The 12,853-nt window shown below is 68.1% G+C and carries 13 protein-coding genes; 5 read left to right on the top strand and 8 right to left on the bottom strand.

What is annotated here, in order from left to right:
• Positions 1-126 precede the first annotated feature (126 nt).
• Positions 127-828, top strand: coding sequence for a ribulose-phosphate 3-epimerase (rpe, locus tag P6F26_RS15705; RefSeq protein WP_278029645.1), 702 nt, complete (start codon positions 127-129; stop codon positions 826-828).
• Positions 829-1,057: 229 nt separating this feature from the next.
• Here the strand turns inward: rpe and P6F26_RS15700 are convergent, their stop codons facing one another.
• From P6F26_RS15700 to P6F26_RS15675, 6 genes are all read right to left on the bottom strand, one after another.
• Positions 1,058-1,738, bottom strand: coding sequence for a cyclic nucleotide-binding domain-containing protein (locus tag P6F26_RS15700; RefSeq protein ID WP_278029644.1), 681 nt, complete (start codon positions 1,736-1,738; stop codon positions 1,058-1,060).
• A gap of 87 nt (positions 1,739-1,825) precedes the next feature.
• Entirely contained in the window at positions 1,826-2,392 is a 567-nt protein-coding gene (locus tag P6F26_RS15695; RefSeq protein WP_278029643.1) for a transglutaminase-like cysteine peptidase, read from the bottom strand.
• Positions 2,393-2,426: 34 nt separating this feature from the next.
• Complete coding sequence (locus P6F26_RS15690; RefSeq protein ID WP_278029642.1) at positions 2,427-2,579, bottom strand: hypothetical protein; 153 nt, start codon at positions 2,577-2,579, stop codon at positions 2,427-2,429.
• Positions 2,580-2,629: 50 nt separating this feature from the next.
• A complete protein-coding gene (locus tag P6F26_RS15685; RefSeq protein WP_278029641.1) occupies positions 2,630-2,878 on the bottom strand; it encodes a hypothetical protein in 249 nt (82 codons plus the stop codon).
• Between the two features lie 160 nt (positions 2,879-3,038).
• On the bottom strand, positions 3,039-4,334 hold the full coding sequence (ccrA, locus tag P6F26_RS15680) for a crotonyl-CoA carboxylase/reductase (protein ID WP_278029640.1): 1,296 nt from the start codon (positions 4,332-4,334) through the stop codon (positions 3,039-3,041).
• 117 nt (positions 4,335-4,451) lie between these two features.
• Positions 4,452-5,870, bottom strand: a complete 1,419-nt coding sequence (locus P6F26_RS15675) for a 1-acyl-sn-glycerol-3-phosphate acyltransferase (RefSeq protein WP_278029639.1) — start codon at positions 5,868-5,870, stop codon at positions 4,452-4,454.
• A 232-nt stretch (positions 5,871-6,102) separates the two neighbouring features.
• Here P6F26_RS15675 and P6F26_RS15670 point away from each other — a divergent pair, with 232 nt between their 5' ends.
• From P6F26_RS15670 to P6F26_RS15655, 4 genes are all read left to right on the top strand, one after another.
• On the top strand, positions 6,103-8,070 hold the full coding sequence (locus P6F26_RS15670; protein WP_278029638.1) for a protein meaA: 1,968 nt from the start codon (positions 6,103-6,105) through the stop codon (positions 8,068-8,070).
• Positions 8,071-8,193: 123 nt separating this feature from the next.
• Positions 8,194-8,499, top strand: coding sequence for an H-NS histone family protein (locus P6F26_RS15665; RefSeq protein WP_278029637.1), 306 nt, complete (start codon positions 8,194-8,196; stop codon positions 8,497-8,499).
• A gap of 3 nt (positions 8,500-8,502) precedes the next feature.
• Positions 8,503-9,222, top strand: coding sequence for a purine-nucleoside phosphorylase (deoD, locus tag P6F26_RS15660; RefSeq protein WP_278029636.1), 720 nt, complete (start codon positions 8,503-8,505; stop codon positions 9,220-9,222).
• Positions 9,219-10,199 (top strand): aldo/keto reductase, encoded by a 981-nt coding sequence (locus P6F26_RS15655; protein ID WP_278029635.1) that lies wholly within the window; start codon positions 9,219-9,221, stop codon positions 10,197-10,199. Before deoD ends, P6F26_RS15655 begins: the two co-directional genes overlap by 4 nt.
• Positions 10,200-10,234: 35 nt before the next feature.
• Here the strand turns inward: P6F26_RS15655 and P6F26_RS15650 are convergent, their stop codons facing one another.
• Both P6F26_RS15650 and P6F26_RS15645 read right to left on the bottom strand, forming a co-directional pair.
• Positions 10,235-11,419: a type III PLP-dependent enzyme gene (locus P6F26_RS15650; RefSeq protein ID WP_278029634.1), complete on the bottom strand. Its 1,185-nt coding sequence runs from the start codon at positions 11,417-11,419 to the stop codon at positions 10,235-10,237.
• Positions 11,420-11,670: 251 nt separating this feature from the next.
• On the bottom strand, positions 11,671-12,528 hold the full coding sequence (locus tag P6F26_RS15645; protein ID WP_278029633.1) for an urea carboxylase-associated family protein: 858 nt from the start codon (positions 12,526-12,528) through the stop codon (positions 11,671-11,673).
• Between the last annotated feature and the right edge of the window lie 325 nt (positions 12,529-12,853).

The raw sequence follows: 12,853 nt of genomic DNA, 5'->3' as shown, positions 1-12,853 counted from the left end.
CCCAGGAACGCACCGAGACTGCGCCCGGACCCGATGCCGGGCAAGGGGGGCCATGTGCGGCGAGCGGGCGTGACAGAACGCGGCGGAGCGTCTAACACGCGGGCGCACATCCAGGGGAACACCGCCATGGCCTTCGACCGTTCGATCAAGATCGCGCCCTCCATCCTGTCCGCCGACTTCGCCGATTTCGGCCGCGAGATCCGGGCGATCGAGGACCAGGGCGCGGATTGGGTGCATGTCGACGTGATGGACGGGCATTTCGTGCCGAACCTCACCTTCGGCCCGATGGCGGTGAAGGCATTCCGCAGGCATGTCACGACCGTGATGGACGTCCACCTGATGATCGCGCCGGTCGATCCCTACATCGACGCCTACGCCGATGCGGGCGCGGACATCCTGACCGCGCATGTCGAGGCCGGGCCGCACATCCACCGGACGCTTCAGGCGACAAGGGCGGCGGGCATGAAGGCGGGCGTGGCCCTGAACCCCGGCACCCCGGCCGAGGCGGTCGCGCACCTTCTGGACCTGTGCGACCTCGTCTGCGTGATGACGGTGAACCCGGGATTCGGCGGGCAGAAGTTCATCGACCTCACCGGCAAGGTCGCGACCCTGCGCGGCATGATCGGCGACCGGCCGGTGCATATCGAGATCGACGGTGGCGTGGACACGGCGACGGCCCCGCTGGTGGCCCGTGCGGGCGCGGATGTGCTGGTTGCGGGCTCGGCCGTGTTCCGGGGCGGATCGGTGGATGCGCCGCAGGTCTACGGCGAGAACATCCGGGCGATCCGCGAGGCGGCGGTCGCTGACGGGCCGCAGGAAGGACACTGAACAGGTTTCCGGGCCCGGGGGACCGGATCTGTCGGACGAATGGCGGCGCCGCCCTGGTGGGCGATGCGGTTGCCGTGCGCCGGGCCCATTGGGTCCGGCGGCCGATCCGGGGAAGGGCCCCGGCCGATCGTTGGTCTGGCATCCGGGCCTGCACCCGTGGCGGGGTGGTCTGGGGCCGGGATCGAACCGATAGCTTCGCTGCAGCACCCGGTCTTATGCCGTGGCAAGGTTAAGACTGCGTGAAGGACGCCCCGCCCCCTGCCCCGTCCGCGACAGCGCCTCCGCCCGACAGACCTACGGGCCAGCTGCCGTTCTCGGCGATGCGGCGCGTGACCGTGCGCATGACCGAAAGGCCGAAGCTCGGGTCCTCGAACTGGAGCCGCATGAAGCGCTTCTCGTCGATCTCGTAGAGCTGCGCGTCCTCGGTGCAGCGCGCGGTGGCGGTGCGGGTGGCGGCGTCGGTGAAGAAGGCGATCTCGCCGAAGATCTCGCCTCCTTCGATCTCGATGCCCAGCTCCTCGATCAGGACCTTGCCCGACCCGATGTAATAGAGCTGGTCCACCGGGTCGCCGCGCCTGAAGATCACCGAGCCCGCCGCGACGCGGCGCGACTTGCCGTAGGTCCTGATGACGGAGAAGTCGGGCCTGCGCGCCCGCTCGGGCGCCGCGAGCTTGCCGCGCAGCGACACGATCTGCCAGAGACGGTAGCAGTTGATCGGAAGCAGCAGCATCTCCATCGCGAGCAGCGGCCAGAGCTGCAGCGCGAAGCCGTAGGCAAAGAAGCACAGCGACGATCCGATCGCGAGGATCCGCAGCGGAAGCATGGTGTTCATCGCATAGGTCCCGACCGTCAGGATCGAGGCGAGCCAGCCGATCGCCTCGATCCAGTAGTGCACCGTCGTGTTGTCCATCCGGTCTCATCCCTCGCGGCCGTGCCGCCGTTCTTTCCTTGCGCCTTCCCTTGACAACGGAGACCCCGGCCGGGCCCCGCGCCGCCCTCAGCGCCAGGGATCGAAGCGGAGCCAGCTTCCGTCCGGCGCTTCCCGTCTAGTGAACCTATAGGGCAAAGCGTCCCAACACACGACCTCGTCGTACAAATTGTCGAGCACGAGGGTTCCGGCGCTGGTTTCCGCCAGAAGGACGGCGTGGGGGAAGAAATCGACCTCGTGGAAGGCGAAGGCGATGGTCAGCGCGGCGCGCGGAAGGCCGAGGCCGACGAGCCGCTCGCGCTTTTCCAGCACGAGATCCTCGCAGTCGCCACGGCACTCCACCGGAAAGTCCCAGTGCTCCTCGAGGCCGAGGCTGTCCATGTCGCTGACGAATTCCACCTCCGCGTTGACGGTGCGGTTCACCGCCTCGAGCTGCCCGTGCAGGGCGTCGGTCCATTCGAGGCGCGGCGCGCCGGTCAGCTCGCAGGCGGCGGGGTGGCGGGTGCAGAAGTCGGCGTATTGCGTCGGCGCGTCCTCCACGCTCGCCACGGGCAGGTCCATGGGCACGCAGCGGGGCATCGCGGGCACTGCGCGCTGCGGCATGAACTGCGGCACGAGGGCGATCGTGCAGGACAAGAGGGTGGCCCGGACGGCGCGCGCCCGTCGCGCATCAGACCGGCGGGACGCAATCCCGCGCATCGAGCTCGAGGACGGGGTCGCCCGAAGAACAGGGCTCGCCCGTCACCGGGTATCGCGTCGGCGTCTCGCACGCCGTCAGCGCGAGAAGGGCCGAGATCATGAGGATCAGGCCGGGCACTTTCATGGCGGGTCCTTTCTTGTTTCATGCGCCGGGGGAACGGGGCGCGGCCCGGCTCAGGCGGACCAGTTGGCGCGCACCTCGTGGGCCAGCTGGGGGTCGGGCGGCTCGAGGCAATCGACGTAGGCGGCCCACATCCCGGCCTCGCGGCCGGCATTCGCGCAGGCGGCCTCGCGGTCGTCCCAGAGGCCGATGACGCAGCCCGCGCCGTCCTCGTCCATGATGTCGAGGAACTGCCGCAGGCCGGGCAGCGACATGATCCGGTCCTTCATCCGCTCCATCAGGGCGAGCGAGGCTGAGGTCATGCCGGGTTTGGTCCTGGAGCGCGTCAGATTCGCATACATGCGGACATCCTCCCTGGTCGGTGAACCTGGGAGGAACGATAATCCGCCGGGCGCGGCGACGCCTTAACGCCCGTCAACGCATGGCGGGACAGGGCCCGGGGCGCGCGGGCGGCGCGGGCGATCAGCCCGCGGTCGGCCCGGCCTCAAGCACGTCCTCCAGCGTCCGCAGACCGGTGCGCGGCGCCTGCACGAGGACGGCCATGTTGCCCGGCTTGTGTTCGTTGCGGAGCATCTTCATGTGCGCCTGCGGCAGCTCCTCCCACGGGAAGACCTCGGACATGCAGGGATCGAGCCTGCGGTCGAGCATCAGCTTGTTGGCGGCGGCCGCCTGCTTGAGATGCGCGAAGTGCGAGCCCTGAAGGCGCTTCTGGTGGGACCACATGTGGCGCACGTCGAAGGTGCAGTTGTAGCCCGTGGTGCCCGCACAGATCACCACCATGCCGCCGCGCTTGACCACGAAGGTGGAGACGGGGAACGTCGCCTCGCCGGGGTGCTCGAACACCATGTCGACGTTCACGCCCTTGCCGGTGATGTCCCAGATCGCCTTGCCGAAGCGGCGCACCTCGCCGAACCAGGTCTTGTAGTCCTCGGTGCCGACTTCCGGCAGCCTGCCCCAGCAGTCGAAATCCTTGCGGTTGATGACGCCCTTGGCCCCGAGGTCCATGACGAACTGGCGCTTGTCCTCGTCCGAGATCACGCCGATGGCGTTGGCGCCGGCCGTGTTGATGAGCTGGATCGCGAAGGACCCGAGGCCCCCCGACGCGCCCCAGACGAGCACGTTCTGACCGGGCTTCAGGTCGTGCGGCTCGTGCCCGAACAGCATCCTGTAGGCGGTGGCGAGCGTCAGCGTGTAGCAGGCGCTTTCCTCCCATGTGAGGTGCTTGGGGCGCGGCATCAGCTGCTGGGACTGCACGCGGGTGAACTGCGCGAAGGAGCCGTCGGGCGTCTCGTAGCCCCAGATGCGCTGCGAGGGCGACAGCATCGGGTCGCCGCCGTTGCACTCCTCGTCGTCGCCGTCGTCCTGGTTGCAGTGGACCACGACCTCGTCGCCGACCTTCCAGCGCGTGACCCTGTCGCCGACCGCCCAGACGATGCCCGCCGCGTCCGAGCCGATGATGGCGTAGTCGGCCTTGTGCTGGTTGAAGACCGAGGCGGGCTTGCCGAGGCAGGCCCAGACGCCGTTGTAGTTCACGCCCGCCGCCATCACGAGGACGAGGACGTCGTGGCTGTCGAGGACGGGGGTGTCCACGACCTCGACCTTGAGGGCCTCCGTCGGGTCGCCGTGCCGCTCCTGCCGCAGGATCCAGCCGTACATCCGCGAGGGGACGTGGCCGAGGGGCGGGATCTCTCCCATCTCGTAGAGGTCTTTCTTCGGCGCGTCGTAGGCGGCGATGGGCGATTCACGGTCGAGGGCCATGGGCGGGTCTCCGGTGGACGTGGCGATGCCGCAATGCGGAATCGCGATATGCTGTTGCAGCGAGACATAAGGATGGCCACGCAATAAAGCAAACCGGAAATTGGTTTTCGCGAAATATTATGTCGCACTCGATACGACGGCAGCGACCTCGCGGGCGTCTTCCCTGGCCGTTTCGGGGAACAGGTGCGCGACGGACGCCGCGTAGAAATCCACGAGGCGCCTGCCCTGTTCGGTGAAGGCGAGGCTGCCGTCCTCGCCGATCACGAGCATCCGCCGCACGGTGAAGGCGCGAAGGCCGGCCTCGACGGTGTCGGCCTCGTCGCCGCGCGGAACAAGCAGCGTGATGCCCCTGTCGCGCGCGGCGGCCATCGCCTCGTGGGCGGCGTCGCGCAGCGCGGCTTCGGTCTCCGCGCCCTGCGCCACCAGGTGCGCGACGAGCGGCACGGGCGTGACCGGCATGACGGCGGCGATGCGGTCCATCAGGTCGCCGCCGAGATCGTGCGAGGGGTCCTCGTGCGGGTGCTTCATGAACTCCGACAGGCTGAGCGGCGCGCCGAAGCTTACGGCGGCGTAGCCGTAGCGGTGCAGCTTGCCCCGCAGCCTGAGCCAGATCTGCCGCCGCAGGTAGCGCCAGATCGGCCTGAGCGAGAAACGGAAGGCGCGCGTGCCGTTCTCGCGCGCCGCGATCAGGTCGAGGTCCTCCATCACGCGGTCGTAGTTCAGCGCCACGGGCACGAAGACGACGTCGCGCGAGGTGCGCGGATCGAACCCGTCGAGAATGTAGGAGATCAGTCCCAGCTTGGGCCGCCCCAGCCCCCCGGTCCGGCTGAGCCCGCCTTCGGGGAAGACCGCCTGCGTCAGGCCCGCCTCGGTCGCCATCTGGACATAGCGGGCCAGCACCTTGCGGTAGAGCGCGTTGTTGTGCCGGCGCCGGATGAAGTAGCCGCCCATCGCGCGCACCAGCTGTCCGAGGGGCCAGACCCGCGCCCATTCGCCCACCGCGTAGGCCAGCGCCGAGCGTTCGGCCACCAGCCAGGTCACGAGGACGTAATCCATGTTCGAGCGGTGGTTCATCACGAAGATGACGGTCTTGTCCTCGGGGATGGCGGCCAGCGCCTCCTCGTTGGGATTGGCGAGGCGCACGCGATACAGCGACTGGCTGAACAGGCGGGCGGCGCGGATCGCGAAGGAGAAGTAGGTGAAGGCCGAAAAGCCCGGCACGATCTCGCGGGCATAGCGTTCGGCCTTCTGGAAGGCGACGTCCTCGCGGATGCCGTTCTCGTGGGCGTGCTCCGAGATGGCGCGGGCGACCTCGGGGTCGTAGATCAGCCGGCGCACCGTATCCATGCGGCGGGCGAGCTTGAAGGGCTGGATCGGACGCTCCAGCCTCTGGTTCAGCCGCGTCACCGCGTTCTCGAGGCGGCGGCGGAAATACCAGCGCACCGACGGAAACAGGAAATGCGACGCGAAGGTCACGCCCGCGAAAAGCAGGATCAAGAGGAACAGCCAGAGAGGCAGGGTGACGGTGCCGGTCATCGCCGCGAACGGTGGCAGGAATGACGCCTGCGGACAATACGGCGTTTTCGGGAGGGGATGCGCGGCGTTGCGGGCGATTGGCCGGGGCGGTCGCGGCCAGCGGCGGCACGGGCGCGGGACTGCCCCGCACCCCGGCTCTGCCGCGATGCAGCGAATTGACAGGGTCATATTCTTCTCCATATACCGCGATGAACGAAATGAAATTGCCGAGACGAAAATCCGGAGGCCGCCCGTGACCGCCATGCAGAAAGACAAGCCCTGGCTGATCCGCACCTATGCGGGCCATTCCACGGCGAAGGCCTCGAACGCGCTTTACCGGGGTAATCTCGCCAAGGGGCAGACCGGCCTTTCGGTCGCCTTCGACCTGCCTACCCAGACGGGCTACGACAGCGACCATGTCCTGTCGCGCGGCGAGGTGGGCAAGGTCGGCGTGCCGATCAGCCATCTGGGCGACATGCGCGCGCTGTTCGACGAGATCCCTCTGGAGCAGATGAACACGTCCATGACGATCAACGCGACCGCGCCGTGGCTGCTCGCGCTTTACATCGCGGTGGCCGAGGAACAGGGGGCGGACGTCTCGAAGCTGCAGGGCACGGTCCAGAACGACCTGATGAAGGAATACCTCAGCCGCGGCACCTACATCTGCCCGCCGAAGCCCTCGCTCGCCATGATCGCGGACGTGGCCGAATACTGCTACCGGCACGTCCCGAAATGGAACCCGATGAACGTGTGCTCCTACCACCTGCAGGAGGCCGGCGCGACGCCCGAACAGGAACTGGCCTATGCGCTGGGAACCGCGATCGCGGTCCTCGACGAACTCCGGCCCCGCGTGCCGGAAGAAGATTTCCCGGTGCTGGTCGGGCGGATCTCGTTCTTCGTGAACGCGGGCATTCGTTTCGTCACCGAAATGTGCAAGATGCGCGCCTTCGTCGATCTCTGGGACGAGATCTGCGCGGACCGCTACGGGGTGCAGGATCCGAAATACCGCCGCTTCCGCTACGGAGTGCAGGTGAATTCGCTGGGACTGACGGAACAGCAGCCCGAGAACAACGTTTACCGTATTCTCATCGAGATGCTGGCGGTGACGCTTTCGAAAAGGGCGCGCGCGCGCGCGGTTCAATTGCCCGCGTGGAACGAGGCGTTGGGATTGCCCCGGCCGTGGGATCAGCAATGGTCGATGCGGATGCAGCAGATCATGGCCTTCGAGACCGATCTTCTGGAATACGGGGACCTCTTCGACGGCAATCCCGTGGTCGACGCCAAGGTCGAGGAGCTGAAGCAGGGCGCGCGCGCCGAACTTGCCAACCTCGAGTCGATGGGCGGGGCGATCGCGGCGATCGACTACATGAAATCGCGGCTGGTGGAATCCAACGCCGACCGGGTGAACGCCATCGAGCGCGGCGAAACCGTGGTCGTGGGCGTCAACAGGTATACGCAATCGGAACCCTCGCCGCTGATGGGCGAGGATGGCGGGATCATGGTCGTCGATCCGGCGGTCGAACAGGACCAGATCGCCCGGCTGAACGACTGGCGCGCCACGCGGGACACGGACGCGGTCGAGGCGGCGCTGGCCGACCTGCGGCAGGCGGCGGCCGAGGGGCGCAACGTCATGCCCGCCTCCATCGCGGCGGCGAAGGCCGGGGCCACGACGGGCGAATGGGCGGGCGTCATGCGCGCCGTCCACGGCGAGTATCGCGGGCCCACGGGCGTGTCCAAATCCATGTCCAACAAGACCGAAGGCCTCGACGAGATCCGCGAGGCGGTCGACGCGGTCTCCGACAGGCTGGGCCGCCGCATGAGGTTCCTCGTGGGCAAGCCGGGGCTGGACGGCCATTCCAACGGAGCCGAGCAGATCGCGTTCCGCGCGCGCGACTGCGGCATGGACATCTCCTACGAGGGGATAAGGCTGACGCCCGCCGAAATCGTCGCCGCCGCCCGCGCCGAGGCCCCCGACGTGATCGGGCTTTCGATCCTGTCGGGCAGTCACGTCCCGTTGATCGGGGAGGTCATGGACCGGTTGCGCGAGGAAGGCCTCGACCATATTCCGGTCATGGTCGGCGGGATCATTCCCGACGAGGATGCGGCCCGGCTGACGGCATCGGGCGTGGCGCGCGTCTATACGCCCAAGGATTTCGAATTGAACCGCATCATGATGGATATCGTGGCGCTGGCCGATCCGGACTCGATCGCCGCCGAATAGCCCGCGCGGACGGCTTTTTGCCGATGACGCGCAAGCCGGGGCATACCCCTTGTCTTTTCGCGGGGCGCGCTGATATGTGGCGCATGCCGGATCAATTCCGGCAACGACGGCAAAGGAAATAACATGTCAATCGACCTCGAAAGGCTGTCCCTTCAAGAGTTGCATGATCTGAGGAAGCAGGTGGACGCCCAGATCAAGAATTTCGAAAAGCGCAAGAAGAAGGATGCGCTTGTCGCCGCACAAAAGGCCGCGCAGGAGCATGGCTTTTCGCTGGAGGATATCCTCAGCAACAAGGGCGGCTCCAAGGGGCTTCCGAAATATGCGAACCCCGCGAACCCCGATCAGACCTGGACCGGCCGTGGCCGCCAGCCGACCTGGGTGAAGGACGCGCTCGCCAAGGGCAAATCCCTCGACGATCTCGCGATCTGAACGATGACGGTCCACATCGGCGCTTCGCCAGGCGACATCGCCGAGACCGTCCTTATGCCCGGCGACCCGCTTCGTGCAAAGTGGGCCGCCGAGCGGTTTCTCGAAGATCCCGTCTGCGTCAACGAGGTCAGGGGGATGCTGGGCTACACCGGCACCTGGACCGGCGCGGACGGAAATTCGCACCGCGTCACGATCCATGGGTCGGGCATGGGGATGCCCAGCCTGTCGATCTACGCCAACGAACTCATCCGCGACTACGGCGCAAGGACGCTGATCCGCATCGGCTCGGCCGGGGCGATGCAGCATGGCGTGCGCCTGCGCGACGTGGTGCTGGCGATGACGTCCTCGTCGCTTTCGACGCCCTCGCGCGGCATCTTCGGCGACCTGAACTTCGCGCCCTGCGCCGATTTCGGCCTCTTGGCGGCGGCCCATGCCGCGGCGAGGACGAAGGAGTGCGCCGTGCATGTCGGGGGGATCTATTCCTCGGACGTGTTCTATGACGAGCGCCCCGACCTCAACGAGCAGATGACGCGCCACGGCATCCTCGCCGTCGAGATGGAGACGGCCGAGCTTTACTCGGTCGCCGCGCGGCACGGGGTGCGCGCGCTGGCGGTGCTGACCATCTCGGACCACCTTCTGACGCATGAGGCGTTGCCCTCGGAGGATCGGCAGTCCAGTTTCTCGGACATGGTCGAGATCGCGCTGGAGGCGGCCTTCGCATGAGACTGAAACGGACACTCGCGGGGCGCACCGTGGGGGCGGTCGGCCTCGGCTGCATGAGCTTCGGCGGCGTCTACGGCGCGACCGACGAGGACGAAAGCTTCGCCTGCCTCGCAGAGGCGCTGGTGCTGGGCGTCGATCACTGGGACGTGGCCGAGATCTACGGGATGGGCGTCTCCGAGACGGTGATGGGCCGCTTCCTCGCGCAGCACCGCGCGGAGGTCAGCATCGCCACCAAGGCCGGGATCTATCCCAAACCCGAGCGCCATTTCCGCAACGATGCGGACGCGCTGCGCGCCTCGCTGGAGGGCTCGCTGCAGCGGCTTGGACGCGACCGGGTGGAGCTGTTCTACATCCACCGCCGCGAGGCCGCCCGCCCGATCGAGGAGGTGATGACCACGCTGGTGGGTTTCCTCGAGGAGGGGATGATCGGCGGCATCGGCCTGTCCGAGGTGTCGCCCGCCACGCTGCGCCGCGCCTGCGCCGTCCATCCCGTCGCGGCCGTGCAGTCTGAATACTCGCTGTGGACGCGGCAGCCCGAACTGGGGATGCTGCAGGCCTGCGCGGAGCTGGGCGTGACCTTCGTGGCCTTCTCGCCCGTCGGACGCGGCATCTTCGCGGACCGCTTCCCCGACCCGAAATCCTTCCCCAGGGGCGATTTCCGCGCCAGCAATCCCCGCTTCACCGAACCCAACTACTCGGCCAACACGGCCGCCATCGCGCCCTTCCGGGACTGGTGCCGCGCACGCGGCTGGTCCACCGCCGCGACGGCCGTGGCATGGACGCTGCACAAGGGTGACCATGTCCTTCCGATCCCCGGAACCCGCAGCGCGGACCACCTTCGCGACCTCGCGCAGGCCCCGGAGATCGCGCTTTCGCCGCAGGACATCGCCGAGATAGAGACGATTCTGCCAATCGGCTTCGCCCACGGCTCGCGGTATTCCGACGCGCAGTGGATCGGCGTGGAGCAATACGGCTGAGACGAAAAGGGCGCCCGGGGGGCGCCCTTTCGCAGTCAGATGATCACCACGTCCAGCGGCGGGAAGCCGTTGAAGCCGACCGAGGAATAGCTCGACGTGTAGGCGCCGCAGTTGCGGATGATGACCCGGTCGCCGGACTTCAGGCCCAGCGGCAGGGAAACGGGACGCTTCTCGTAGAGCACGTCGGCGCTGTCGCAGGAGGGACCGGCGAGGATGCAGGGACCCGCCGCCTCGTGGTCGCGATCGGTCGTGAACTGGTAGCGGATGGCCTCGTCGATGGTTTCGGCCAGACCCGAGAACTTGCCGATGTCGAGGTAGACCCAGCGGCAGAGGTCGTCGTCGGACTTGCGCGACACCAGAAGCACCTCGGCGGCGATCATGCCGGCCTCGGCCACCAGACCGCGACCGGGCTCGGCCATGATCTGCGCCGCGCCGGGAAAGCGCGCCTCGACCCGGTCCATTACCGCAGAGGCATAGACGGTCGGATGCGGGATGTCGTCGCCGTAGAAGGCCGGGAAGCCGCCGCCGATGTTCAGGAGCGAAAGCTCGAAGCCCGCCTCGACGGCCTGCGTCCAGACCGCCGCCACCTGGTCGAGGGTGCCTTCCCACATCGCGGGGTCGCGCGTCTGCGAGCCGACGTGGAACGACAGGCCCACCGGCGCGAGGCCGAGATCGCGGGCCATGCCCATCAGCGACAGGACCTTGTCGCGCGCGGTGCCGAACTTGCGCGTCAGCGGCCAGTCGGCGCCGGAGGCCTCGACGATGAGACGGATGTAGACCTGCGCGCCGGGGGCGTGGGCCGCGATCTTCTCCAGCTCTTCTTCGGCGTCGGCGGCGAACAGCGTGATGCCGGCGGAATGCGCGAAGGCGATGTCGGACACCCGCTTGACGGTGTTGCCGAACGAGATCGTCTCGGGGCGGGCGCCGAGCGACAGGCACAGCTCGATCTCGCCGCGCGAGGCCGCGTCGAAGTGCGATCCGACCTCGACGAGGCGCTCGACGACCTCGCGGGCGGGGTTCGCCTTGACCGCGTAGTGGATGTCGGCGCGGCCGAGGCCCGCCTTCAGCGCGTGATACTGCGCCTCGACCGCGTCGATATCGAGGACGAGGGTCGGACGGTCGAAATGGCGCTCGCGGATATGGGCCTCGATGCGGGCCGAGCTGCGCTGAGGATACGATGCGGCGAAAGCCGCCGGGAAGCCGGCGAACGTAGCGTTCATGGTCATCTCCAATAGACCCGGCCAGGTGGTGGCCGAAAAGTTCCAAGGGAGACGTTACCGTCGCTACGTAACTGCGGTGGTTCGGATCCGGTTGCCGGTCGAGTGCCACCCGTGACAGAGGCGCGTGCGTTGGCGTCTATGCGGGGGCATCTGGGGCAAAGCGTGAGTCGAATCAAGGATAGATTTGGGGCGCCCCGAAATTTTTTTCGGGCGCTGCGTTTTGCACCGCGTGTCGGCCGGTCCGGCCCGCCTCAGCGGCCGTGGCTGCGGTCGTAGCGGCTGCGCGGCGGGGGCTCGTGCCCGGCCGTCAGCGCGCAGTCGAAGACCTCGACGAGAAGCGGGAAGCAGGGCGCGGCGTCCGAGGAATGCTCGGCCCCGCAGTCGCCGCCGGGGCAGGCCGACAGCGCGCCCAGAAGATCGACCTCGGCGAGAAAGTCGATGTGATCGCCGGGGCGCACGGGGCTGGCCTTCATGAAATACTGGCCGGTGTCGCGCGTGAAGCCGGTGCACATGAAGACGTTGAGAACATCGTGGACATGCCCCTCGGCCTCGGCCAGCGTCAGCCCCGTCGCATCGGCCAGCGCGCGCGTCAGGTTCGAGTGGCAGCAATGGTGATACTGCCCGCCCGACAGGAGGGCGTGGGTGTAGGGGTCGCAGCGCGTGCCGATCACGTCGTGGACGCCGCCGCCATAGGCGTCGATGCCGTACCAGCCGAGCGTGTCGTCCACGATGGTCGCCATCGGCCTGAGCGAGGGGAAGCTGGACCACAGCCTGTCGCCGGTGCTGACGTGGGTGCCGTGCAGGGCGCGGGTCTTGCCGGAATAGAACCGCTCGGACAGGTCCTGCGCATTCCACAGGTTCAGGTCGCCGACCTGCGGCCCCTCGACGCTGGTGATGCGAAAGACCTGGCCCGCGCGCACGCGGAAGCTCCGCGCGTCGCGGGGCGGGACCAGAACCTCGCCCACCTTGCGCAACCCGGTTCGGGCGGCGGCCAGTCCTTCGGGGTCGGGCGCGGCAAGCGTCTCGGTCGGGTAGCAGATGACGGGACGCACGGCGCGCCGCGCCTCGGCATCGGGCGGGGGAAGTGGCGTGTCCTGTCGGTCGGGCATGGTCGGGCGGTCCTTCCTGAGGCGGTCCGGGGCGGCGTGGCGGTTGCGGGCGCATCCTGCCTGCCCGGCGGCGGAACGCAAGGCGCGCGAGGCGTGCGGCGGCCGAGGATGGCACGGGGCGGCGCTAGAGCGCGGCGGGTCCAAGCGCGCGCTTGCACTCCTTGGGCGGCCTGCCGTTCTGGGTGAAGGCGTCCACATGGCACGCCGTGCAGGTCCAGCGCGCTGAGCTGACGCCTTGCCGGGGCCTGTCGGCCCGCCAGCGGCAGGGCTTCGGCCCGGCGGAGGGCGGCGCAGGGAGACGGTCCGTGCGTGCGGCGCCTGCGGG

This window comes from Roseicyclus salinarum (assembly GCF_029624655.1).
Lineage (GTDB): Bacteria > Pseudomonadota > Alphaproteobacteria > Rhodobacterales > Rhodobacteraceae > Roseibacterium > Roseibacterium salinarum.
Note: the sequence above shows the minus strand (reverse complement) of the source record. Positions and strands in the feature narration are given on the sequence as shown.